The organism is Rubrivivax gelatinosus (assembly GCF_016583785.1).
Lineage (GTDB): Bacteria > Pseudomonadota > Gammaproteobacteria > Burkholderiales > Burkholderiaceae_C > Rubrivivax > Rubrivivax gelatinosus_B.
Genome location: NZ_NRRU01000028.1, coordinates 27,765 through 52,262 on the forward strand (window position 1 = coordinate 27,765; position 24,498 = coordinate 52,262).

22 protein-coding genes are annotated in these 24,498 nt (G+C 72.0%); 18 read left to right on the top strand and 4 right to left on the bottom strand.

The window, feature by feature from the left end; genetic code table 11:
* The first annotated feature begins 40 nt into the window (after positions 1-40).
* The 4 genes from flhF (at position 41) to CKO43_RS09360 (ending at position 4,605) form a co-directional block, all read left to right on the top strand.
* Positions 41-1,585, top strand: coding sequence for a flagellar biosynthesis protein FlhF (gene flhF / locus CKO43_RS09345; RefSeq protein WP_200378473.1), 1,545 nt, complete (start codon positions 41-43; stop codon positions 1,583-1,585).
* Between the two features lie 14 nt (positions 1,586-1,599).
* Positions 1,600-2,382, top strand: coding sequence for a MinD/ParA family ATP-binding protein (locus tag CKO43_RS09350; RefSeq protein ID WP_242478217.1), 783 nt, complete (start codon positions 1,600-1,602; stop codon positions 2,380-2,382).
* A gap of 35 nt (positions 2,383-2,417) precedes the next feature.
* Positions 2,418-3,134 (top strand): RNA polymerase sigma factor FliA, encoded by a 717-nt coding sequence (locus CKO43_RS09355; RefSeq protein WP_200232265.1) that lies wholly within the window; start codon positions 2,418-2,420, stop codon positions 3,132-3,134.
* Between the two features lie 127 nt (positions 3,135-3,261).
* Positions 3,262-4,605, top strand: a complete 1,344-nt coding sequence (locus tag CKO43_RS09360) for a methyl-accepting chemotaxis protein (protein WP_200232266.1) — start codon at positions 3,262-3,264, stop codon at positions 4,603-4,605.
* 36 nt (positions 4,606-4,641) lie between these two features.
* On the opposite strand, the gene CKO43_RS09365 is transcribed toward CKO43_RS09360, so the two are convergent.
* The 4 genes from CKO43_RS09365 to flgA all read right to left on the bottom strand — a co-directional run bounded on the left by CKO43_RS09365 (position 4,642) and on the right by flgA (position 8,672).
* The gene (locus CKO43_RS09365; RefSeq protein ID WP_200378474.1) at positions 4,642-6,795 is read right to left on the bottom strand and encodes a sensor histidine kinase; all 2,154 of its coding nucleotides are present in this window, start codon (positions 6,793-6,795) and stop codon (positions 4,642-4,644) included.
* Positions 6,796-7,110: 315 nt separating this feature from the next.
* The gene (locus CKO43_RS09370) at positions 7,111-7,527 is read right to left on the bottom strand and encodes a hypothetical protein (RefSeq protein ID WP_242478218.1); all 417 of its coding nucleotides are present in this window, start codon (positions 7,525-7,527) and stop codon (positions 7,111-7,113) included.
* On the bottom strand, positions 7,527-7,820 hold the full coding sequence (gene flgM / locus CKO43_RS09375; protein WP_200232268.1) for a flagellar biosynthesis anti-sigma factor FlgM: 294 nt from the start codon (positions 7,818-7,820) through the stop codon (positions 7,527-7,529). The genes CKO43_RS09370 and flgM overlap by 1 nt, the downstream gene beginning before the upstream one ends.
* Positions 7,821-7,955: 135 nt before the next feature.
* A complete protein-coding gene (gene flgA / locus CKO43_RS09380; RefSeq protein WP_200378475.1) occupies positions 7,956-8,672 on the bottom strand; it encodes a flagellar basal body P-ring formation chaperone FlgA in 717 nt (238 codons plus the stop codon).
* A 137-nt stretch (positions 8,673-8,809) separates the two neighbouring features.
* Here flgA and flgB point away from each other — a divergent pair, with 137 nt between their 5' ends.
* The 14 genes from flgB to CKO43_RS09450 all read left to right on the top strand — a co-directional run.
* Entirely contained in the window at positions 8,810-9,262 is a 453-nt protein-coding gene (flgB, locus tag CKO43_RS09385) for a flagellar basal body rod protein FlgB (protein WP_200229540.1), read from the top strand.
* A gap of 12 nt (positions 9,263-9,274) precedes the next feature.
* Positions 9,275-9,694, top strand: coding sequence for a flagellar basal body rod protein FlgC (gene flgC / locus CKO43_RS09390; protein WP_200229538.1), 420 nt, complete (start codon positions 9,275-9,277; stop codon positions 9,692-9,694).
* 18 nt (positions 9,695-9,712) lie between these two features.
* Entirely contained in the window at positions 9,713-10,357 is a 645-nt protein-coding gene (locus CKO43_RS09395; protein ID WP_200229537.1) for a flagellar hook assembly protein FlgD, read from the top strand.
* A gap of 13 nt (positions 10,358-10,370) precedes the next feature.
* Positions 10,371-11,669: a flagellar hook protein FlgE gene (gene flgE / locus CKO43_RS09400; RefSeq protein WP_200229536.1), complete on the top strand. Its 1,299-nt coding sequence runs from the start codon at positions 10,371-10,373 to the stop codon at positions 11,667-11,669.
* A gap of 16 nt (positions 11,670-11,685) precedes the next feature.
* Positions 11,686-12,408, top strand: coding sequence for a flagellar basal-body rod protein FlgF (gene flgF / locus CKO43_RS09405; protein ID WP_200229535.1), 723 nt, complete (start codon positions 11,686-11,688; stop codon positions 12,406-12,408).
* 233 nt (positions 12,409-12,641) lie between these two features.
* Entirely contained in the window at positions 12,642-13,424 is a 783-nt protein-coding gene (flgG, locus tag CKO43_RS09410) for a flagellar basal-body rod protein FlgG (protein ID WP_200229534.1), read from the top strand.
* A gap of 74 nt (positions 13,425-13,498) precedes the next feature.
* Entirely contained in the window at positions 13,499-14,119 is a 621-nt protein-coding gene (locus CKO43_RS09415; protein WP_200378480.1) for a flagellar basal body L-ring protein FlgH, read from the top strand.
* Positions 14,120-14,130: 11 nt separating this feature from the next.
* Entirely contained in the window at positions 14,131-15,225 is a 1,095-nt protein-coding gene (locus CKO43_RS09420; RefSeq protein WP_200229533.1) for a flagellar basal body P-ring protein FlgI, read from the top strand.
* Positions 15,225-16,088: a flagellar assembly peptidoglycan hydrolase FlgJ gene (gene flgJ, locus CKO43_RS09425; RefSeq protein WP_200229532.1), complete on the top strand. Its 864-nt coding sequence runs from the start codon at positions 15,225-15,227 to the stop codon at positions 16,086-16,088. The genes CKO43_RS09420 and flgJ overlap by 1 nt, the downstream gene beginning before the upstream one ends.
* A gap of 3 nt (positions 16,089-16,091) precedes the next feature.
* Positions 16,092-18,089: a flagellar hook-associated protein FlgK gene (flgK, locus tag CKO43_RS09430; protein WP_242481111.1), complete on the top strand. Its 1,998-nt coding sequence runs from the start codon at positions 16,092-16,094 to the stop codon at positions 18,087-18,089.
* Positions 18,090-18,117: 28 nt separating this feature from the next.
* Positions 18,118-19,044: a flagellar hook-associated protein FlgL gene (flgL, locus tag CKO43_RS09435; protein WP_200378476.1), complete on the top strand. Its 927-nt coding sequence runs from the start codon at positions 18,118-18,120 to the stop codon at positions 19,042-19,044.
* Positions 19,044-20,291 (top strand): EAL and HDOD domain-containing protein, encoded by a 1,248-nt coding sequence (locus CKO43_RS09440; protein WP_200378477.1) that lies wholly within the window; start codon positions 19,044-19,046, stop codon positions 20,289-20,291. Before flgL ends, CKO43_RS09440 begins: the two co-directional genes overlap by 1 nt.
* A gap of 87 nt (positions 20,292-20,378) precedes the next feature.
* Positions 20,379-24,002, top strand: coding sequence for a PAS domain S-box protein (locus CKO43_RS09445; RefSeq protein WP_200378478.1), 3,624 nt, complete (start codon positions 20,379-20,381; stop codon positions 24,000-24,002).
* Between the two features lie 64 nt (positions 24,003-24,066).
* The coding region (locus CKO43_RS09450; RefSeq protein WP_346728234.1) for a response regulator at positions 24,067-24,498 on the top strand (432 nt) is incomplete at its 3' end.

A 24,498-nucleotide genomic window follows, 5' to 3' on the forward strand; every position in this document is an offset into this window, starting at 1 on the left:
TCACGACCCCCACCCGCCAGCGCACTGAACGGGAGGCCGCATGAACGTCAAGCGTTTCACCGCCCGCACCTCGCGCGAGGCGCTGGCGCTCGTGCGCCAGGCTTTCGGCGACGATGCCGTCGTCATGTCCACGCGTCCCTGCGCCGAAGGCGTCGAGGTGCTGGCGATGGCGCCGGAGTCGGTGCAGCAGCTCGAACGTGTCGCCTCCGTGCCCGCCGCCCAGGCGCAGCGCCAGCGTTCCGCCGCGCGCAGCCCGGCGCCGCGCGCCGAGCCGCGGCTGGAGCCGGCTCTCGAGGAGGCTGCGATCGACGATGACGTCGAGCAGCTGCAGATGAGCACGCTGTCGTTCCAGGACTACGTGCGCGAGCGCATGTTGAAGCGCCGCCAGACCGAGCTCGCCCGCGAAGCCGCCGCCGAGCCGCGCCAGCCCGGCGCCGTCAGCGCGCGCCGCGCCGAGGCCCAGCGTGAAGAACCCCCGGTGCGGCCCGCCGAGCCGGCACGGGCCCGTGCCGCCGCGGCCACCGCCGCCGCGCCGCGTGCCGCCGCCGAACCGCGGCGCGAACCGCCGGTGCTGCGCGAGGAGATCCGCCACGCCGAGCCGCTGCTGCCGCAGGCGCCGGTGCTGGCCGACGGCGCGCCGCGCCGCGACCAGGTCGAGATGATGGAAGAGCTGCGCTCGATGCGCGGCCTGATCGAGCAGCGTTTCGGCGCGCTCGCGTTCATGGAGAAGCTGCAGCGCCAGCCGCGCCAGGCGCAGCTGACGCAGAAGCTGCTCGGCTGCGGCTTCTCGCCGTCGCTGGTGCGCAAGCTGGTCGAAGGCCTGCCCGGCGGCTGCGACGAACTCGCCTGGGCTGCCGGCGTGCTCGAGCGCAACCTCGCCACCGGCGAGCGCGAGAGCCCGCTGGAGGACATCGGCGGCGTCTTCGCGATGGTCGGCCCGACCGGCGTCGGCAAGACGACCAGCACCGCCAAGCTGGCGGCGGCTTTCGCCACCCGCCACGGCGCCGCCAACCTGGGCCTGATCACGCTCGACGCCTACCGCGTCGGCGCCCACGAGCAGCTGCGCACCTACGGCCGCATCCTGGGCGTGCCGGTGCACACCGCGCACGACCGCGCCTCGCTGGAAGACCTGCTGGACCTGCTGTCGGCCAAGAAGATGGTGCTGATCGACACCGCCGGCATGGCGCAGCGCGACGCCCGCACGCGCGAGCTGCTGGACATGCTGTCGCACCGCTCGATCAACAAGCTGCTGGTCGTCAACGCCGCCGCCCAGGGCGAGACGATCGAGGAAGTGCTGCTGGCCTACGGCGCTGCCGCCTGCCGCGGCATCGTGCTGTCGAAAATGGACGAGGCCGTGAAGTTGGCCCCGGCGCTGGACGCGCTGATCCGCTACAAGCTCAAGGTGCTGGCGGTGGCCAACGGCCAGCGTGTGCCCGAGGACTGGCACCGGCTGTCGGCCAACGCGCTGGTGCAGCGTGCGCTGCGCGGCGGTGGCAGCCCGGCCTGGCGCATGGACAGCGCCGACATGAACCTGGTGTTCGCAGGCGTGCCCAACCCGGCCGCCGGCAACCCGCTGCACGCCTGACCGAGCCGACCCGCATGAGCATGCGCGACTTCTACGCCTCCGTTCCCGCGCCGCTGGACCAGGCCCACGGCCTGCGCCGCCTGTTCGCGGCCTCGCGCCAGCATGTCGTGCCGCTGGCCGCCAACCCGCACGTGGCGTTCTCCGGCGTCGTCATCGACGAACTCACCGCCGCCTTCGTCGCCCGCGGCCGGCGCGTGCTGGTCGTCGACGCCGCCGACGGCGCCCCGGCGCCGCGCGAGATCTCGCTGCTGGACCTGGGCGCCGGCATCGAGGACCTGTCGCCGCAGATCGGCTACCTCGCCGCGCGTGGCCTGCCGCTGCGCCACGTCGACACCCGCGGCTCGGCCGCGGCCTTCGTCGACGCGCTCGCCCAGGCCGCACCCAAGGCCGACGTCGTGCTGCTGCACGCCAACGCCGGCGACCTGGCGCGCATGTTCATGCAGCGCCCCGCGCGCCCCATCCTGATCGGTGCCGACCATCCGGAAAGCATCAAACACGCCTACGCCGCCTGCAAGCTGCTCGCGCAGCGCTGCAGCCTGATGACCTTCGACCTCGTGCTCGCCGCGCCGGGAGCCTCGCGCCGGGTGCGTGCGATCGCCTCCAGCCTGGGCAGCTGCGCCGACGCCTTCCTCGGCGCGCTGCTGCACGACTGGGCGGTGGTCGACCCCGCGTCGGACGCACGCTCGCGTCCCGACGGTGCGCTCGAGCGCCTCGTCGCTGCCCAACTCGCGCTCGACGAGGTGCCGCCGGGCACCGCGTTCGCAGCCCCGGTGCGTGCGGTCTGCACCCCGAATTGAAACGCCAGGAACACGCCCCTCGAAAGGCTGCCCTCATGTACACCGCCAAGGGACAACTCGACGCCAACGCGCTGCTCAAGCAGTACAGCTCGCTGGTCCGTCGCCTCGCGCACCAGATGATCGCCAAGCTCCCGGCGAACGTCGAGCTCGACGACCTGATCCAGGTGGGCATGATCGGCCTGTCCGACGCGCTGTCGCGTTTCGACGCCGCCCAGGGCGTGCAGTTCGAGACTTTCGCCACCCAGCGCATCCGCGGCGCGATGCTCGACGAGCTGCGCGGCAACGACTGGATGAGCCGCGGCGACCGCCGCCACCAGCGCACGATCGAGACCGCGGTGCACAAGCTCGAGCAGAAGCTGCACCGCGCGCCCAACGAGAGCGAGATCGCCCTGGAGATGGGCCTGTCGCTCGGCGACTACCAGGACCTGCTGACCAAGGTGCGCGGCACCCAGCTGATCTACCTGGAGGACATGAGCGGGGCCGACGGCGACGACGACTACCTCGACCGTCACCAGGTTCGCGACGAGGAGGCCAGCCCGCTGGGCCGGCTGCAGGACCAGCGCATGCGCCAGGCGCTCGTCGACGCGATCAAGAACCTGCCCGAACGCGAGCAGTACGTGATGAGCATGTACTACGAGCACGACATGAACCTGAAGGAGATCGCGGCCGTTCTCAAGGTCACCGAGAGCCGCGTCTGCCAGCTGCACAGCCAGTCGATCGCCCGCCTGCGCACCCGCCTGCGCGAATGGTGACGCCGGCCGCGTGAACGAATCCGCACGCCACGACACGCTCGCGCGTGCCTGGCGTCATGGCCCCCGTGGGGTGTTGTCGCATCTGCTAGAAGCGCAAGTGCGGTCCCGCCTTGCCCCAGGAGAGACGATGTTGAAGATGTTCCGGCGCGAGCTGCCGCCTGCCGCCGAACCGCTCGCGGCCGCACCGGCCGTCGATGCGGTCGGCGCGCTGCGCCTCGTCAGCGAACGCGCCGCCGGCCTGGGGCGCGAGTCGGCCGAGGTCTGCGGCGTCATCGCCGACACGCACCGGGTCGCCAGCGCGCAGGCCGCGACGCTGCAGGCGCTGTCGCGCCAGCTGCAGGACGTCGTCGCCGCGCAGGCGGCGATCGCCGGCGAGACCGAGAACGGGCTGCGTGCCGTCGCCGAGGTCGGCGACGCGGTGCAGGCCGTCGGCAACGAGGTCGGCGGCATCGTCGACACGCTGCGCCAGGTCTCGGGCGCGGCCGACCAGATCACGCAGATCGCGCTGCAGACCCGGCTGGTGGCGTTCAACGCCTCGGTCGAGGCCAAGCGTGCCGGCGAGGCCGGGCGCGGATTCGGCGTCGTCGCCGACGCCGTCAAGGAACTCGCGACCAAGGTCGAGACCTCGTCCAAGGAGATCCTGGCCACCGTCGGCCGGCTCGACGAACGCATCGCCGCGCTGGCGCGCGAGATCCGCCGCAGCGAAGGCGGCGCTGAAGTCGGCGCCGTGCACCGGGCGCTGGACGCGGTGGTCGACGGTGTCGGCCGCATCCACGACGCCAGCCGCCGCAGCCGCGAGGTCTGCGCCGTGCTCGAGACCCAGATGTCCGGCATCGAAGGCGAGGTGCGCCAGACCACGCGTGCGCTCGACGCCGCGCTCGGCCGCACCGAGAACTTCCTGCGCATCTCCGAGCAGCTGATCGAGGCTTTCGCCGTCAGCGGGCTGGAGACCGAGGACTCGCCCTATATCCGCGCCGCGCAGCAGGCCGCGGCACAGGTCGCGGCGCTGCTCGAAGACGCGCTCGCCGCCGGGCGCACGACGCTGGCCGACCTGTTCGACGAACGCTACCAGCCGCTCGCCGGCACCGAGCCGGCGCAGCACACGGCGCGTTTCTCGCCGCTGGCCGAGAAGCTGTTCCCGCAGGTGCAGGAAGCGGCGCTGTCGCTGTCGGACAAGGTGGTGTTCTGCATCGCCGTCGACCGCAACGGCTACGTCGCCTGCCACAACCGGCGCTACAACCAGCCGCAGCGTGCCGGCGACCTGCTGTGGAACACCGCCAACAGCCGCTGGCGCCGCATCTTCAACGACCGCACCGGCCTGGCTTCGGCGCGCAACCAGCGCCCGTTCCTGCTGCAGACCTACCGCCGCGACATGGGCGGCGGCCGCTTCGTCGTGCTGAAGGAGGCGGCCGCGCCCATCGTCGTCGGCGGCCGCCACTGGGGCGGGCTGCGCCTGGCGTTCAACTTCTGAGGCCGCGCGCGGCGCCGTGCAGCGCCGCAGCTGCGCTCAGGGCGCCGGTGCGAGCGTGAACTCGAAGCGGGCGCCACGCCCGGGCCGGCCGTGCCCGGCCACCGTGCCGCCGTGGCGCTCGACGATGCGCTGCACGATGCTCAGGCCGACGCCGGTGCCGGCGTAGTCCTCGCCGGCGTGCAGCCGGCTGAAGGGCACGAACAGGCGCCCGGCGAGCGCCGGGTCGAAACCGGCGCCGTTGTCCTCGACGACGACCCGCAGCCGGCCGTCGTCGTCGGTGCCGGCGCTCAAGCGCACCGCCGGCTGTTCGACGTGGCGCGTGAACTTGGCGGCATTGCCCATCAGGTTGGCGAGCACGATGCGCAGCGCCTGCGGGCAGCCGTGCACCTGCAGCCCGGGCTGGATGCGCCAGTTCACCGGCGCGCTGCGCGCGATCGACGGCAGCTGCGCCGAGGCTTCCTCGGCGAGCCGGCTCAGGTCCACGCGCTCCATCGGCATCGCCTGCACCGTCGAGCGCGCCAGCAGCATCAGCGCGTCCAGCGTCTCGCGCATCGTGCGTGCCGCCTGCGACTGCAGCGCGAGCAGCCGGCGTTCGTCATCGTCCAGGCGGGCGGCGGCGCGGTCGACGACGAGCCGGGCGATGCTCTCGACGTGGCCGATCGGCGTGCGCAGCTCGTGCGCGAGCTGGCGCGAGAAGGCGTCGAGGTCGACGTTGATCTGCTCGAGTTCGCGCGTGCGTTCGGCCACCGCCTGCTGCAGCGCCTCGTTGTCGCGCCGCAGCAGGCCTTCGGCCTGCTTGCGCATCGTGATGTCGCGGCCGACGCCGCGGTAGCCGAGGAAGCGGCCCTGACCGTCGAAGCGTGCGATGCCGCTGATCGACACCCAGTGGCGCGTGCCGTCGGCGGCGTCGGTCGGGAACTCGAACGAGCGGAACGGGCGCCGCGCCTCGAGGTCCTCGCGGTGCGGCTGCCAGAGTTCGGCCGGCGTCGTCGCGTGCAGCTCCCAGCGTGTGCGGCCGTCGCCGGGTTCGAGGTAGTCGACGGCGCTGCGGTAGACCGCGCGTCCGACCGGCTGCAGCCGGTGTTCGGCGTCGCTCTCCCAGTACCAGTCGGAGGCGAGGTCGACCATCAGCGCCCAGCGCTGGTCGTTCTCGCGCTGGCGCTCGTAGGCGAGCTTGCGTTCGGTGATGTCGCGGCCCACGCCTTCGTAGCCGGTGCAGCGGCCCGCGGCGTCGTGGCGCGGCCGGCCGCTGAGCGCGATCCACAGCGTGTGGTCGCCGCGGCGCGAATGGGCGCGCAGCTCGAAGTCGCGGAAGGCCTGCTGCCGCGCCATGCGCTCGTGCAGCCAGTCCCAGCCGAGCGCCGGGGTCTCGAACGGCCCCATCTCGTCGCGGCGCCGGCCGATCAGCTCGTCGGCCGGCCAGCCCAGCACCGTCGTCACCGGCGTCGCGCCCGAGACCCAGCTGAGGCGCATCTGCTCGTCGGTCTCCCAGTACCAGTCGGCCGACAGTTCGGCGAGCGCGCGCCAGCGGCGCTCGGAGACGCTGTCGTCGACGGCCGGGGCATCGGCTTTGCGCTCCAGCGTGTCGGAGTAGTCGGCGAGCGCGCGGCGCAAACGCTGGCGCTGGCGCCACAGGCCGTGCAGCGGCAGCAGCAGCGCCACCGCCAGTGCCAGCGCCAGCCCGGTCACCCAGCGTTCGAGCCGGTGCTGGCGCTGCACCAGTTCGCGGCGCACCGCGGCGCCCACCCGGTCGGCGGCGTCGGCGATGGCGAACATCTCCGCGCCCGTCGGCCGCGGGCCGAGCGCCGCCAGGCGCGACTCGAGCAGCGTGATCTCGGGCAGTTCGACGCCGGCGTTCGCGGCGGCCACGCGCAGCGTCGCCAGGCGTGCGCCGACCACGGCGCCGCTTCGTGCCAGCGCCGCCGGTTCGCCGGCCTGGGTGGCGACCCAGCCCAGGTGCGAGGTGGTGGCGCACAGGCCGTCGGCGGCCACCGCGAGCGGGTTCTCGGGCAGCTCCCGCAGCAGCGTGATCACCAGCGCGCCGGCGAGCACCGGCCCGGCCAGCAGCAGCATCCAGCGGTTGTCGACGCTGGCGCGCAGACGTTCGGTGAGGGCACGCGCCGCGGTGGCGGCGCCCTCGGGGGCAGGGCCTGGCGGCGTGGCCGGCCAGGCGGTCTCGGACTTTCCCAACGCAGACTAGTCAGACGCGGCGCTGCCGGCGGCAGCGCCCAGGTGATTCGGGTGGGCAGCTCGGCCGTGGCCGGCTGCCTCTGGTTCGATTGACATGCATTGTCGCGCCATTTTTTGCATACACGTGGAAGGACGGAAGCCCCGGTCCCGAGGCGAGTGCACTGCCCCGGTGCGTGGTGCGATGCGCAGCGTTGGGGCGGCTGTCACAAGCAAGGGTCGTGCACGAGTTCGGGGCGCACCCAAACGAAACGGCCGGACCGCTTTCGCGGCCCGGCCGTGGGCATCGGGAACGGAAGGCGGCGTGGCCGCCGCGGCTCAGGCCAGCAGCGAGCCGCTCTGGCTGTTGCGCCCGCTGGCGCCACCGGCGCCGTAGCCGCCGTTGCCCAGGTTGGGCAGCAGCACGTCGATCGCGCGGTCGAGCGCGGCGGTGGCGCGTGCCAGGGCTTCGCGCTGCGCGGCGACCTGGCCTCCGGCCAGCGCCAGGCGCTGGCGCAGCGGCATCGGCACGCCGCCGTCGCGCGCGGCGCGGGCGAAGTGCTCGACGGCGGCCGCGAGCGCACGGTGCAACTCGCCGGCGGCGTCTTCGATCGCCACGGCGTCACTCGTCGCCAGGGCCGCGCCGAGCGCACCCAGGCGCTGCTCGAGCGCGTCCAGCGGAGCTTCGAGTTCGGTCGCGCGCTGCAGGGCGCGCATCTCGGCGGCAGTGGTCAGCATGAACGGGACGGCGTGCATCAGCGGTTGTAGGTCCTGCCGAGCAGTTCCTCGGCATTGGCGATCAGCTTGTCGGCGATGGCCTCGGCGTTGACCTGATAGTCGCCGTCGTGGATGGCCTGCGCGATGCGGCTGACCTTGTTCGCGTCGAAGGTGGCGTCGCCTGGCCCGCTGGCCGACAGCGCCGCGGCCGAGAGCTCGACCTTGGCGCTGGCCTCGGTCGTGCTCTGCGACGTGCTCGTTTGCGACGTCGCCTTGCGCTCGCCGGACACCGAGGTGGTGGCCGACGTGGAATCGAGGTGACCGATTTTCATCTTGAACTCCAGCGGAAGGTACCCGGGTGGGCTGTCCCTCCTTGACATGATGGCTGTATCGGAGTGCCAGGGGCCAACTTTAGGGCCGCCGGCGATGATTTTGTTCCGGTCCCCTGAATACGGGGGGCAAGTGGTTCAAAGCGTGACATCGACCCGCCCCTGGGCCGTCGGCCAGCCGGTGACGATGCGGCCACCCTCGGTGCGCACGCGCACCGGTCGTCCCTCGAGACCGCGCATCAGCGCTTCGCCCCGGGTCGAGACCGCGTAGCCGTTGCCGCGCGCGACGACCTCGACGGTTTCGCCCGAGGCGAACCACTCGCGCGGTTTCAGGTCGCCGATGCGTGGCGCCTCGCCGGCGGCGAGCGCGCGCGCCAGCGTGCGGCCGACCAGCGCCTCGGCGGCCGCCAGCGGCGGCGTCGCCTCTGCGGCCCAGTCCACCGGCGCCAGCGTCAGCTGCCCGGCCTCGAGCACCGCGCCTGCGGGCAGGGCGCTGCCGACGACCACGCCCGGGCCCCAGGCCTTGATCGTGACCGGCAGGTAGACGTTCCAGGCGACCGCGCCCTCGCGGCAGCGCAGGCCGATGCGCGCCCGGCCCCAGGGGCGGATGCCGGGCGGCAGATAGGGTTCGATGCGCGCGCAAGGCGCGAGCTTCAGGCGCGGGTCGAGCGTGCCGGGCACGACTTCGATGCGCATGCCGCTGGCGGCCAGAGCGGCTGCTGCGCCCTGCGCCAGCGCCTGCACCGCCTGCAGCGTCGCCGGCGCCAGGGTTTCGGCGGCTGCGGGGCAGGCCCAGCCGCCGGCCGCCGCCAGCACGATCGCCGCGGCCGTGCGTCGGACAGGCGCGCGGTGCATTTCCACCCGATGCACTGTACGGACCGGCGCCGGCCGCACGGCGGCGAATAGCACCCGGATGTGCCCGCTTATCGGACCGTAGGCCGGCGCGCGGCTCTTCAGAATCGGCCACGACCATCCGAAGGAGCGCACGCCCCATGATCAACCGCCTGACCGGACAGCTGGACTTCCAGGCCCAGGCCTTGACCCTGCGCTCCGAACGCCAGCGCGTGATCGCCAGCAACATCGCCAACGCCGACACGCCGGGTTATGTCGCCCGCGACTTCGACTTCTCCCGGGCGCTGCGCGACGCCACCGCCAACCTGCCGCGGCCGCCGGCCACCGGCGCCGCCCCGGCCGGCGCCGGCAACGAACTCGGCACCCCGATCGCCGGCCAGCTGCTGGCCGAGGGGTTCGGGCGCGAGCAGCCGGCCACCGACCTGCGCTACTCGACGCCGGCCCAGACCAACCTCGACAGCAACACCGTCGACATGGACCGCGAGCGCGCCGCCTTCGCCGACAACGCGCTGAAGTACGAGTCGACGCTGCGCTTCATCAACGGCAGCGTGCGCACGCTCAGCGACGCGATGAAGAGCCATACGCAAGGCTAAAGGACCGCCGCCATGAGCATGTTCCGCATCTTCGACGTCTCCGGCAGCGCGGTCAGCGCGCAGAGCCAGCGCCTGAACGTCGTCGCTTCCAACCTGGCCAACGCCGACACCGTGGCCGGGCCCGACGGCCAGGCCTACAAGGCGCGCCAGGTCGTGTTCCAGACCGCGCTGATGGGCGCCGGCGGCGACCCCGCCAGCGCTGCCGGCGTGCGCGTGTCGTCGATCCAGGAAGACGCCAGCCCCGGCCGCCGCGTGCACGACCCCAAGCACCCGGCCGCCGATGCCGAGGGCTACGTCACCTACAGCAACGTCAACGCGGTGCAGGAGATGGTCGACATGATCTCGGCCTCGCGCTCCTACCAGAACAACATCGAGGTGATGAACACCGCGAAGAACCTGCTGCAGAAGACCTTGCAGATGGGTCAGTCCTGAGCCTGAACGGAAAGCACGATGAGCACCACCGTCGACCCCTACGCCGCGATCAACACGCCGGCCGCGAGCCAGAACTCGAACAGCGCTTCGGCGGGTGCCGACCGCTTCCTGAAGCTGCTGGTCGCGCAGATGCAGAACCAGGATCCGCTGAACCCGATGGACAACGCCCAGGTCACGAGCCAGATGGCGCAGATCAACACCGTGACCGGGATCGAGAAGCTCAACGAGACCGTGACCGGGCTGAACTCGCAGTTCCTGCAGATGCAGGCGATGCAGGGCGCCGCACTCATCGGCCGCGACGTCACCATCGCCGGCAAGGGCCTGGACGTGCGCGACGGCGTCGGCGTCGGCGGCTTCGACCTCTCGGGCACGGCCGACAAGATCAAGGTCGAGATCGTCGACGCCTCGGGCCGCGTCGCCGACACGCTGGACCTGGGTGCGGCCGAGGCCGGCACCCACAGCTTCACCTGGGACGCGAGCAAGGTCGCCGACCCCAGCGGCTACACCTTCCGCGTCACCGCCAAGCTGGGTACGGCCACCGTCGCCAACACCACGCTGATGCGCGACACCGTCGCCGCCGTCAACACCAGCGGCAACCAGCTCCAGCTGGAGCTGCTGCACAGCGGCAGCGTCGACTACACCGCCATCAAGGCCTACAACTGAACAGGACGACACGATGAGCTTCCAGCAAGGCCTTTCCGGGCTCAACGCGACGAGCAAGAGCCTCGACATCATCGGCAACAACATCGCCAACGCGAACACCTACGGCTCCAAGGTCTCGCGCGCCGAGTTCTCCGACATGTACGCCACCGCGCTCAACGGCGCCGGCGTCAACAACATCGGCATCGGCGTCAACGTCGCCGCGGTCTCGCAGCAGTTCACGCAGGGCAACATCACGACCACCGGCAACGCGATGGACCTGGCGATCAACGGCGCCGGCTTCTTCCAGGTGACCGACGGCGTGAACCCGACGATGTACAGCCGCAACGGCCAGTTCAAGGTCGACCGCGAGGGCTACATCGTCAACAACGACAAGTTGAAGCTGATGGGCTATCCGGCCGACGGCAACGGCACCATCCAGCCGGGCCTGGCGCAGGCGCTGAAGCTGCCGACGGCCGGCATCGCGCCGAGCAAGACCTCGAAGATGGAGCTCGAGTTCAACCTCAAGTCCGACTCGGCCGTCACGGCGCCGGCGGCGACGGTGACGCCGCAGATCGACTTCACCGACAAGGACACCTACAACAACGCGACCTCGGTCACGGTCTACGACGCGCTGGGCCAGGACGTCGCGCTGTCGTACTACTTCCAGAAGGCGTCGAACAACACCTGGAACGTCTTCGTCACCGCCAACGGCCAGGCGGTGAACACCGATGCCAGCGGCAATCCGGTGAAGTGGAAGACCCTGGAGTTCGACACCAACACCGGCAAGCTGACCTCGCCGTCGCCGGCCAACGCGCTGGACCTGACGATCAGCAACACGCTGATCATCACCGACCCGACCACCGGCGCCGAGACTTCGCGCATCGTCGTGCCGCTGGCGACCGCCGTCGACATATCCGGTGCGACCCAGTACGACCAGACCTTCGGCGTCACCAACCTGACCCAGAACGGCTACGCCGCCGGCCAGCTGACCTCGATCGCGGTCGAAGCCGACGGCATCGTGCTGGCGCGCTACAGCAACGGCCAGAGCAAGCCCGCGGGCCAGGTCGAGCTGGCGAACTTCCGCAACCCGCAGGGCCTGCAGCCGCTGGGCGGCAACGTCTGGGCCAGCACCTACGCCTCGGGCGACCCGGTCGTCGGCGTGCCCAGCGAAGGCAACATGGGCGTGCTGCAGGCCGGCGCGCTGGAGGAGTCGAACATCGACCTCACCGGCGAACTGGTCAACATGATCACCGCGCAGCGCATCTACCAGGCCAACGCCCAGACCATCAAGACCCAGGACCAGGTGATGCAGACCCTGGTCAACATGCGCTGAAGCCGGAGGCTGACCCGTGGACCGTCTGATCTACCTGTCGATGGGCGGTGCCAAGGCGACGCTCGAGCGCCAGGACGTGCTCGCGAACAACCTCGCGAACGCGTCGACCACGGGTTTCCGCGCCGAGCTGCAGGCGTTTCGCGCCGTGCCGGTGCGCGGCGACGGCGCCAGCACCCGGGTCTACGCGCTCGAGTCCACGGTCGGCTACGACGACCAGTCGGGCCCGCTGCAGTTCACCGGCCGCAGCCTGGACGTGGCGATGAAGGGCAAGGCCTGGCTCGCGGTCCAGGCGCTGGATGGCACCGAGGCCTACACCCGCGCCGGCGCGATGGAGACCAATGCCGAAGGCGTGCTCGTGCTGCCCAACGGGCTGCAGGTGCTCGGCGACGGCGGCCCGATCACGGTGCCGCCCAACGCCACGGTGGACATCGGGGCCGACGGCACCGTCTCGGCCGCGTCCAACGGCGGCAAGCCGCAGCCCATCGGCCGGTTGAAGCTCGTGACCTCGGAAGCCCCGCTGACACGCGGCACCGACGGCCTGTTCCGCGGCGCCAACGGCGATCTCGATGCCGACCCGGCGGCGCAGGTCCAGAGCGGCGCGATCGAAGGCAGCAACGTCAGCCCGGTCGAGACCATGGTGCAGATGATCTCGGCGGCGCGCCAGTTCGAGCAGCAGATGAAGATGCTGCAGACCGCCGAGCAGAAGGAACAGTCGGCGACCAAGCTGCTCGGTCCCTGAGCACGGGGCCGCCGCGGCGGCCCGCCCGTCCTGCCGCCGGCGCGCCCGCCGCGCCGCCCATCCCCTTGTCGCCTGCCGTCCGTCCCGTGCCCCGGGACTGGCCGCGCCGTCGTGCGCGCGCTGCGGTGCGGGGCAGAGAAGGGGGCGCAAGGCCGCTGTTTTCAACGCTTCGAGCGGCCTTGTCCGCCCTCAAGATTGCGCCGTACCCGTCCGCCCCCCCACCAGGAACCGACATGCTTCGTTCGCTTTGGATCGCCAAGACCGGCATGGAAGGCCAGCAGACCAAGCTGGACGTCATTTCCAACAACCTCGCCAACGTCGGCACCAACGGCTTCAAGCGCGGTGGGGTCCAGTTCGAGGACCTGATGTACCAGAACCTGCGCCAGGCGGGTGCCGCCAGCAGCGAGCAGAGCACGCTGCCGATCGGGCTGCAGGTCGGCCTGGGCGTGCGTGCCGCCGGCACGACGCGCAACTTCACCCAGGGCAACCTGCAGCAGACCGGCAACAGCTACGACATCGCGATCAAGGGCAACGGCTTCTTCCAGATCCAGATGCCCGACGGCACCACCGGCTACAGCCGCGACGGCGCCTTCCAGGTCGACAGCGCCGGCCAGCTCGTCACCAACCAGGGCTACGCGGTGCAGCCCGGCATCACGATCCCGGCCGACGCCAAGACCGTCACCGTCGCCGACGACGGCACGGTGCAGGTCACGACCGCCGGCAGCGCGACGCCGGCGACCGTCGGCCAGCTGCAACTGGCCAACTTCGTCAATCCGGCCGGTCTCGAGTCGCTGGGCCAAAACCTGTACGCCGAGACCGCCGCGTCGGGCACGCCCAACACCGGCACGCCGGGCACCAACGAACTCGGCGCGCTGCAGCAGGGTTTCGTCGAGACCAGCAACGTCAACGTCGTCGAGGAGCTCGTCAACATGATCGCGACGCAGCGCGCCTACGAGCTGAACTCGAAGGCGATCCAGACCTCCGACCAGATGCTGCAGAAGCTGGGGCAGCTGTGAGCACCACCCTGCGCAGCGCGCTTGCGCGCCTGGTGCCGGCCCTGGGGGCGCTGGTGCTGGCCGGCTGCGACACCATGTACCCCACGGTGCAGTTCGAGCAGCCGACCGCGGCCGAGGCGCCGGCCGTCGCTGCCGTCGCCGAGCAGCCCAGCAACGGCGCGATCTACCAGCAGACCCAGTTCCGGCCGCTGTTCGAGGACCACCGCGCGCGCCAGCCCGGCGACACGCTGCAGGTGCGCATCGTCGAGAAGATCAGCGCGACCGCGAAGTCGACGAGCTCGCTGAACAAGTCCAGCGACCTGAGCGGCAGCATCACCGCGCTGCCCGGCCTGAACGCGGCCGCCGCGCTGCGCCGCGCCGAGATCACCGGCAGCTCCGAAGGCAAGTTCGGCGGCAAGGGCAGCACCGAGAACAGCAACGACTTCCAGGGCACGATCACCGTCACCGTGCGCGGCGTGCTGCCCAACGGCCACCTGCTGGTCGGCGGCGAGAAGCAGATCGGCGTCAACGCCAACGTCGACGTGCTGCGCTTCTCGGGCCAGGTCGACCCGCGCGCGATCGAACCCGGCAACGTCGTGCAGAGCACGCGCATCGCCAACGTGCGCCTGGAGCAGCGCGGCCGCGGTGCCCAGGCCGACACCAACGCCGTCGGCTGGCTGAGCCGGGTGTTCTTCAGCGTGCTCTGGCCGCTGTGATGGAGATCGGCATGCGTCGCCTGCTCGTCCTGCTCGCCGCCGCCGCGCTCGCGCTGCCGGCCGGCGCCGTGCGCCTGAAGGAAGTTGCCGCGGTGCAGGGCGTGCGCGCCAACGCGCTCGTCGGCTACGGTCTCGTCGTCGGCCTCGACGGCACCGGCGACCAGACCACGCAGACCCCGTTCACGACCCAGAGCATGAGCGCGATGCTGCAGCAGATGGGCGTCACGCTGCCTGCCGGCGCCTCGATGCAGCTGAAGAACGTGGCCGCGGTGATGGTCACGGCGCAGCTGCCCGCCTTCGCCCAGCCGGGGCAGGCGATCGACATCAACGTCTCGTCGATCGGCAACGCCAAGAGCCTGCGCGGCGGCACGCTGATCGCCACCCCGCTCAAGGGTGCCGACGGCAACGTCTACGCGCTGGCGCAGGGCAACCTGATCGTCGGCGGCGCCGGCGCCTCGGCCAACGGCTCCAAGGTCCAGATCAACCACCTGAGCGCCGGCCGCATCCCGATGGGGGCGACGGTCGAACGCACGGTGCCGACGCCGCTGCTCGAAGGCGACGGCGTGCAGCTCGGGCTGCAGGCAGACGACTTCGCCACCGCGCGCGCCGTCGCCGACGTGATCAACCGCGCCAAGGGCGCCGGCACCGCCGTCGCGCTCGACGGCCGCAGCGTGCGCGTGCGCGCCCCGGCCGCGCCCGGCGAGCGCATCGCCTTCCTCGCCGACATCGAGAACCTGACGGTGGAGATGGCCAAGCCGGCGGCACGCGTCGTGCTCAACGCCCGCACCGGCTCGGTGGTGATGAACGACGCCGTGACGCTGGGCTCCTGCGCCGTCGCCCACGGCAACCTGTCGGTGACGATCAGCACCACGCCGCAGGTGAGCCAGCCCAACGCCTTCGGCCAGGGCAGCACCGTCGAGTCGGCCAAGTCCGACATCGCGATCACGCAGCAGGGCGGGGCGCTGGTGCAGCTGCCCGCCGGCACCAAGCTGGCCGACGTCGTCAAGGCGCTGAACTCGCTGGGCGCGACGCCGATGGACCTGCTTGCCATCCTGCAGGCGATGAAAAGCGCCGGCGCGCTCAACGCCGAGATCGAGGTGATCTGATGTCCGCCCAGCCGTCGTCGTCGCTGTCGCTGGATTCGCGCTCGCTGGGCAACCTGCAGGCGCAGGCGGCCAAGGACCCCAAGGCCGCGGTGCGCGAGACCGCCAAGCAGTTCGAAAAGCTGTTCATGAACGAGCTGCTCAAGAGCATGCGCCAGTCGACGATGGCCTCGGGCCTGTCGGACGACGCCGGCTGCAAGATGGGCACCGAGATGCTCGACGACCAGTACGCGGGCAAGCTCTCCGGCCTGCCCGGCGGGCTCTCGGACATCATCGCGCGCCAGCTCGAGCGCCAGATGGGCATGGCGCCGGGCCCGATCCCGGCCACCGGCTCGGCGAACAACACGCCCGCGCCGCTGGCGGCCCGCGTCCAGGCCACGCGCATCCCGCAGACCGGCGCCGCCGGCTTCGTGCAGCAGCACGGCGCCGCCGCCGAGAAGGCCGAGCAGAAGACCGGCATCCCGTCCGAATTCATGATCGCCCAGGCGGCGCACGAGACCGGATGGGGCCGCAAGGAGATCCTGCACGCCGACGGCTCGCCCTCGTTCAACCTCTTCGGCATCAAGGCCGGCGCCAGCTGGAAGGGCCCGGTCGCCGAGGTCAGGACCACCGAGTACGTCGACGGCAAGGCGCAGAAGGTGGTGCAGAAGTTCCGCGCCTACGCCAGCTACGAGGAGTCGTTTGCCGACTACGCGAAGCTGATCTCGGAGAGCCCGCGCTACCGCGACACCGTCGCCGGGGCCAAGGACGCCGGCAGTTTCGCGCAGGGGCTGCAGAAGGCCGGCTACGCGACCGACCCGGCCTATGCGGAAAAGCTCACCCGCGTCATCAACACGACGCTGCGCCTGCAGCGCAGCCTGGGGTAAGGGATGGGTGCTTCACCGCTGATGTCGCTGGGCATGCGCGCCATGACGGCGAGTTATGCCTCGATGCAGGTCACCGGCCACAACATCGCCAACGCGAGCGTGGCCGGCTATTCGCGCCAGCAGGCCGACCTGGCGACCGCCACCGGCCAATACACCGGCGCCGGCTTCTACGGCAAGGGCGTCGACGTCACCACCGTCACCCGCGCCCACGACCAGTTCCTGACGCGCGCGGCGACCACCGCCAAGTCGCTGTCCGAACTCGACGCCACGCGCGCGCAGCGGCTGAAGCAGCTCGAGAACGTGTTCCCGACCGGCGAGACCGGCCTGGGCTACAGCGTCAGCAACTTCCTCAACGCGATGGTCGACCTGGCCTCGCGCCCGAGCGACACCTCCACGCGCGAAGTCGTGCTGGCGCGTGCCCAGGACGTGGCGACGCGTTTCAACGCCGCCAACGAGCAGATCAACACGCTGCAGGCCGGCGTCACCGCGGACCTGAAGACCACCGTCACCGAGGTCAACGGCATCACCAAGAGCCTGGCGCAGATCAACAACCAGATCGCCGCCGCGCGTGGCCTGGGCCACGCGCCCAACGACCTGCTCGACGAACGCGACCGGCTGGTGAGCGAGCTGTCGTCGAAGATCCAGATCAGCACCGTCAGCGCCGACGACGGCACCGTCGGCGTCTTCGTCGCCGGCGGCCAGAACCTGGTGCTGGGCACGACCTCGGTGGAGATGCGCGTGACCACCGACCCGCTGGACGGCTCGCGCGCGGCGCTGGCGCTGGTGGACGGCAACAAGCTGCGCATGCTCGACGAGGACTCGCTCGGCGGTGGTTCGATGACGGCGCTGCTGCGCTTCCAGAACGAAGACCTGCTGGACGCGCGCAACATGGTCGGCCAGCTTGCCTCGGCGGTGGCCTCGGCCGTCAACGACCAGCAGGAACTCGGCCTGGACCTGAACGGCGACGGCGGCAAGCCGCTGTTCGAGATCGGCGCGCCGCGTGCGCGCCCGGCAACGAACAACGCCAAGGACGCGAGCGGCAACTACCTCGCCACGATCAGCATCTCGACGCCCGACGGCACGGTGCTGAACGCCGCCGACTACATGGTGCGGCCCGACCCGAGCGTGGCGGGCGGCTACCTCATCACGCGGCTGTCGGACCCGCAGGCGAGCTTCAACCGCACCGCCGACGCCAGCGGCAGCTTCGAGGTCGACGGCATGGCCGTGACGATCACCGGCACGCCGGCGTCCAGCGACCGCTTCATGCTGCAGCCGGTGGCGGGTGCGGCCGGCGGCATGAGCGCGATCATCAAGGACCCGCGGCTGCTCGCCGCCGCCTCGCCGCTGGTCGCGACGCTGGGCGCGGGCAATACCGGCACCGCCTCGGTCGCGTCGCTGACGATGGTCGAGCCGCCGGTGGCGGGCTCGACCGCCGCGGTCAACTTCTCGCTCGACGGCAGCGGCAAGCTCCAGTACAGCTGGACCGTCACCGACTCCGGCGGCACCGCGACGACGACCGGCCCGCTGGCCTGGGACGAGGAGGGCGTGGTCCCGCCCGAGCCTTATTCGATCAACGGCGCGCGGCTGCAGATCGCCGGCGTGCCCAAGGCCGGCGACAGCGTCGACATCGCCGCGATCAACCCGAGCTACGTCGGCAGCAACAACGGCAACGCGCTCGCGCTCAGCGCGCTGCGCGACAAGGCCATCGTCGGCCGCAGCGAGAGCGGCGGCGTCTACAGCGGCGGCGCCATCACCTCCGACGCCTACGCCTCGGCGATGGCCGACATCGCGGTGCGCGTGCAGACCGCCAAGTCGGCGTCGACGATCTCGACCGCGGTCTCGAACCAGGCCGAGCTCGCGCGCAGCGAGGTCGCCGGCGTCAACCTCGACGAAGAGGCCGCGCGCCTGATCCAGTACCAGCAGAGCTACCAGGCGGCCGCCAAGGTCCTCCAGGTGGCGCAGAGCATCTTCGAGACGCTGCTCCAGACCGCCGCCGGCTGACGGCTGCAAACCACTAGGCTGAACCGCCATGCGCATCACCGTTGCCAACGCCTTCGACACCTCGATCAAGAACCTGCAGAAGCGCAACGAGGACGTCTACGACGCCCAGGACCGCCTCACCGCCGGCAAGCGCGTCGTCAAGGCGAGCGACGACCCGGTGGCCGCCGCACGCGCCGAACGCGCGCTCGCGTCGATGGTGCGCAGCGAGGCCAACCAGCGAGCCCTCGAAGCCAGCCGCCACGTGATGCAGCAGGCCGAGTCGGCGCTGGGCGACGCGGGCGAACTGCTGCAGCAGGCGCGTGAACTCGTCGTGCAGGCCGGCAACGGCAGCTACGACGACACCAACCGCGCGACGCTGGCCGAGGCGCTGCGCGGCATCCGCAAGCAGCTGCTGGGCGTCGCCAACCGCGGCGACGGCTCCGGCGGCTACGTCTTCGCCGGCCAGGGCACCGACTCGCCGCCCTTCGTCGACACCGCCGCTGGCGTCATCTACCGCGGCGCCGGCGGCGAGAGCAGCGCGCCTTCGGACGAGCCCTTGCCGCTGTCGGTCGACGGCGAACGCGCCTGGCTCGGCGCCCGGGACCCGAGCGGCAGCGGCACGGTCTCGACTTTCCAGGCGCTGGACGACATCGTCGCCAAGCTCGAGGACGGCACGCTCAGCGACACCCAGGTCGCCGCCGCCGTGAAGGCGGGGCTGGCCGACGTCGACGCGGTGATGAACAACGTCTCCACCGTGCGTGCCGCCGCCGGCGAGATGCTCAACCGCACCGACCTCGTCGAGAGCCGCATCGCCGACAGCAAGCTGGCGGCCAAGACCGAACGCTCGAACGCCGAGGACCTTGACATGGTGCAGGCGATATCGGATTTCTCGAACAAACAAAGCGGCTACGATGCGGCTCTGAAGACGTATTCGATGGTGCAGCGCCTGTCGCTGTTCCAGTACCTCAGCGCCTGATGCACGATCACCCGATCCTGGGCCAGGTGGCCCTGGGCTACAGCCCCGTCATCGATCGCCAGCACGCGGTCGTCGCCACCCGTCTCACCGTCTTCCCCGAACACCCGGACGCCAGCGGCGACGTCGAGCAGCTGCTGGCCGCGGTCGAGTCGGTATGGACCGCCGCCAGCGAAGGCGCGGCGGCCGAACTCTCGCTCGGGCTGCGCCCGCTGCAGCCCGGCTCCGCCCGGCCCGCGGCGACGCTGCAGCCGGTGTCGCTGAACCTCGCCGGCGAACGCCTGCTCGCCGACGTGCTGGCGGCGCCGCCGCGGCCGCAGGTGATGGTCGAGGTGCCGGCCTTCCTGGCGGCCGAGCCGCGCCTGGCGGTTCTGCTCCAGGCCTACGCCGAAGCCGGCGGCACGCTGCTGATCAAGGGCCGGCCGCTGGCCGAGCTGCCGCAGTCGGTGCTCGCCGCCTTCGCCTTCGCCATCGTCGACCACGACGCCGAACCCGCCGGCCACGCGCTCGACGGCCTGGCCGTGCTGCGCGCCGGTGCGCGCACCATGGGCGCGGTCGACGCCGCGCTGCAGCGCGGTGCGGTCGCCACGCTCGGCTGGCCGAGCGAGGAGCCGGTCGCACGCGGCAGCCGCCAGGGCGTGCCGCCGGACGTGCAGGTCGTGCTGCAGCTGATCCAGGGCGTGGACCGCGAGGAGCCGGTCGCGCGGCTGGAGTCGGTGCTCAAGCGCGACCCGACCCTGGGTTTCCGCCTGCTGCGCTACCTCAATTCCCCGGCCTTCGGCCTGTCGGTCGAGATCAGCTCCTTCGGCCACGCGCTGATGATGCTGGGCTACCAGCGCCTCAAGCGCTGGCTCGCGCTGCTGCTGGCCTCGTCCTCGCGCAGCGTCGCCGCCAAGCCGCTGATGTACGAGGCGGTGCGCCGCGGGCTGCTGATGGAAGAACTCGCGCGCGGCAGCGGTGACCCCGAGATGCGCGGCGAGATGTTCATCTGCGGCGTGTTCTCGCTGCTCGACCAACTGCTGCAGCAGCCGATGGCCGACCTGCTGAAGGCCGTGCCGGTGCCCGAGCGCGTGCGCCAGGCGCTGATCGACGAGGCCGGCCCGTTCCAGCCCTACATCGACCTGGTGCGTGCGATCGAGCAGGAATCGGTGTTCGACATCCGCGAAGGCGCCGAGCAGCTGCTGCTGGCGCAGGGTGAGGTCAATCGCGCCGTGCTCGCCGCGCTCGCGGCGGCACGCGCGCTCGACTGACGGCATGGCCCGCGCCGCGCGCCGCCCCCGGGGCCGGTCCGGCCGCGGGCGTGCCGCGCCTGCTCCCACCCTCTGACCGCCCGCGCCTTGGTTCCTCCGCCGTCCCCGTCCACCTCTCCCGCGCCGCTGGCGGCGCTGCTCGACGAGGTCGCCGAAGCGCTGCTGTGGTTCGACGCGCGCGGCGTGCTGCGGCTGTGCAACCAGTCCGCGTTCCGGCTGCTGGGCTGCGAGCCCGGCCAGGGCACGCTGCAGCTGGCGCCGGTGCTGGGTGTCGACGCCGTGCGCTGGCTCGACCGCGCCTTCGCCCAGACCCAGCGCCAGGAGACGCTGCTGCCCGCCGCCGACGGCGCCGTGATGCGCCTGTCCACGCGCCCCGCGGCCGGCGGCCGGGTGCTGCGCGTGCTGCCGCAGCCGCAGCAGCCGCCGCCGCGCCCGCCGCTGCCGATCGACGGCGCACGCAGCACCGACGAAGCGCGCCGCACGGTCGCGCTGCTGTGGGGCTCGCCGTTCGCGGCGACGCTGCAGGACCAGGACTTCCGCATCCTCGACGCCAACGACGCCTTCCTGGCGCAGAGCGGCTACGCGCGCCAGGACCTGGTCGGCCGCGACCCGGCCGAGCTGCAGCTGCCCGAAGACGCCGACGCCCACATCGCGGTGCGCGGCCAGCTGCTGGCGGCTTTCGCCGCCGGGCTGCCGCTGCCGCCGGTGCCGCGCAGCCTGGTCGACGCCCACGGCGGCCGCCACTGGTTCATGCTGGTGCCGCAGAACCTCGCGCCCGCCGGCGAGCCGCCGCTGTGGCTCGTCGTCTGGCAGGACGTCACCTCGGAACACCACGCCCAGCAGCACGCGCGCCGCGCCCAGGACGAGCTGATGCGCTGGTTCGAGCTGGCGCGCGCCGGCATGCTGGTCTACGACGACAGCGGTCTGGTGCTGACCTCCAACCCGGCGCTCGAGGCGCTGCTCGAGCAGGTGCCGGTGATGCTGGCCGACGCCGACGAGGCGTTGCAGGGCCTGCTCGGCTGGGAAAACGGCGCCCCCGGCGCCGCGCTCGTGCCCGGCGCGCCGCCGCTGGAGCGCCAGGCGCTGGTGCCGCTGCCCGGCGGCGGCCGCCGCCGCCTGGGCGCACGCATCGCCGGCTGGGACACCGAACTCGGCCAGCGCCGCGTGATGGCGGTCGTCGAGGACCGCAGCGCCGAGGAGCAGCGCGACCTGGCGCAGCTCGAGATCGGCATGCTGATGGACACCGCCAGCGTCGGCGTCGCCACCTACGACCCGGCACGCGGCTGGCTCGTTTCCGACCGTGCGCCGGCCTCGCCGGCGGCGGGCGGCAAACGCGGCAGCAGCGGCCTGCAGGGCATAGGCCGTGAGCTGGTCGAGCCCGACTCGATGCCCGAGTACGAGCGCCTGCAGCGCGCGCTGCGCCAGGGCGAGCGCACCGAGGTGCGCTACGCCGTGCGCCACCCCGAGCTGGGCCATCGCTGGCTGCTGACGCGGGTCGAGCCGGGCGCGCTGTCGGGCGGGCGCACGACCTCGGTCGTGACGCTGGACGTCACCGAGCAGGAGTTCGCCCAGCGCCGCAACGAGCAGCTGCTGCGCGAGCTGACCACCATCCTGGACGGCTCCAACGCCGGCATCGCCTACCTGCGCGGCACGCTGCTGGTGCGCTGCAACCGCCGCTTCGAACGCATGCTGGGCGTGGCCGCGGGGGCCGCCGCCGGGGCTTCGCTGCAGCAGCTCTTCGGCGCGCCCGACGGCAGCGGCGGCATCGCCGGCCAGATCGCCGAGGCGATGGCCGAAGGCCGCAGCTACGAGACCGAGCTCGTCGCCGGCGAACGCCAGGGGCAGCCGGTCTGGTACTCGCTGTCGGTGCACGGCGCCGAATCGTCCGAGGGCCAGTCCGAGGCCGAAGCCGAGGCGGTGGCGGTGCTGACCGACATCTCCTCGCTCAAGCGCCAGCAGGGCGAGCTCGAGCGCCTGCTGCGCGAGCGCGACCTGATGTTCGACCTGTCCGACGTCGGCATCGCGACGATGCGCGGCCCGCGCATCGAACGCGCCAACCAGGCGATGTCGCGCCTCACCGGCTTCAAGCCCGAGGAGCTGGTGCAGCTGCACAGCTCGCGCCTGTGCCCGCAGGGGCAGTGGGAACAGGCCGAACGCGAGGTGCGCGACGCCCTGGCCGCCGACGGCCGTTTCAACGGCGAGCGCCAGCTGCGCCGCCGCGACGGCGATCTGATCTGGGTCCAGTCCTCGGTGCGCCCGGTCGACCCCGCGGACGCCGGCGCCGGGCTGATCTGCTCCTTCGTCGACATCGACGCCGCGATCCGCGCGCGCCGCTCGCTGCAGGTGCAGGCCGAGCGCACGCGCGCGATCCTGAACTCGGTTCTGGTCGGCATCGTCACCGTCGGCGAGACCGGCATCACCTGGATGAACCGCTCGGCGCAGCGCATGTTCGCCGGTGAACTGGCCGACTTCATCGGCCGGCCGATCGCGGCCGTGGCCACGCCCGAGGCCGAGCATCCGCTGCGCCGCGGCGACTGGACCGAACGCCTGGCCGCCGGCGAGGCCGAGCCTTTCGAATGCCGGCTGCAGGCACGCGACGGGCGCGAGTTCTGGGTCGTCGGCAACGTCGTCGCCACCGCCGCCGAGTCCAGCGGCCCGCAGCTGACCTTCGCGCTGCTGGACATCGAGCGCCGGCGCCAGGCCGAGATCGCGATCGAGCAGGCGCAGGAGTCGCTACGCCGCATCATCGAGACCGCGCCGCTGGCGATCGCGCTCTTCGACGCGCGTTCGCTGCGTGTGCTGCAGTCCAACCACGTCGCCGCGACGCTGTTCGGGCGCCCGGTGCAGGAGTCGGTCGGGCGCAAGCCGAGCGAACTCTGCGCGCCGGCCACCGGGCGCCAGCTCGAAGCCTGGCTCGGCGCCGCCGCCGAAGGCGTCGAGCTGCAGCGCCACGAACTGCGCGAAGCCGGTGCCGGCGAGCGCCGCCAGGTCTGGGACACGCGCATCGCGCCGGTGGCCGGGGCGCTGGGCGCGCCGCTGCTGCTGCTCGTCGCCAGCGACGTGACCGAGGAGCGCGAGGCCGAGCAGGCGCGGCTGACGGCCGAGATCGCGCAGCGCGAGTCGCTGGTGCGCGAGGTGCACCACCGCATCAAGAACAACCTGCAGGGCGTCGCCGGGCTGCTGCGCAACAACGCCAAGCAGCACCCCGGCCTGGGCCTGCTGCTCTACGAGGCCGAGGCCCAGGTGCAGGCGATCGCCCAGGTCTTCGGCCTGCAGGTGCGCAGCGGCCCGCTGGGCGCGGCGCCGGTGGTCGGCGCGATCGCGCAGTCGGTGCGGCGCTCCTTCGGCCGGCCGGTGCTGTTCTCGGCCGCCGCCGGCGCCGAGCGCTACCTGCTGCCCGAGGCCGAGGCGATCCCGATCGCGCTGTGCGTCAACGAGCTGCTGGCCAACGCCGTCAAGCACGCGCCCGAGGGCGATCTGCACTGCCTGATCGCGCCCGGCGAGGTTGCCGGCGAGCTCGCCGTCGAGGTGCGCAACCCCGGCCGGCTGCCCGAGGAGTTCGACATCGCCCAGGTGCCGCGCGGCATGGGCGGGCTGGCGCTGGTGCGTTCGCTGCTGCCGCGCGGGGCTTCGCTCACCCTCGAACAGGCGGGTGGCGAGGTCCGGGCGCGCATCGTGCTGCGTCCACCGCGCGTGCTGCTGGCGCCGTAGGCGACAATCGGGGCGGTCGCGCGGAGGGCGACGGTCGATGGCTTCGAAGGGCAGGATTCTGGTGGTGGACGACGACCGCCTCGTGCTGGCCACCGTTTCGGACGGGCTGGTGCAGGCGGGCTATGAAGTCGTGGACGCCGACAACGGCGACGAGGCCATCCTCAAGGCGCGCCAGATGCGCCCCGAGATCGCGCTGCTGGACATCCGCATGGAGGGCAAGAGCGGCTTCGACGTCGCCGAGTACCTGCGCGACGTCGCCCGCATCCCGTTCATGTTTCTGTCGGCCTTTGCCGACGAGGCCACGATCGCCAAGGTCAACGAGCTCGGCGCCGTCGCCTACCTCGTCAAGCCGCTGAACGTCGACGAGATCCTGCCGACGGTCGAGGACGCTTTCGCGCGCCTGCGCGCCGGCCAGCTGGCGCCGCCGCCGGCGGTGGTGCCGGTGGCCGCAGCCCCGGTGCCGCCGCTGCCCGCGGCCGAGCTCGCCGACCCGCTG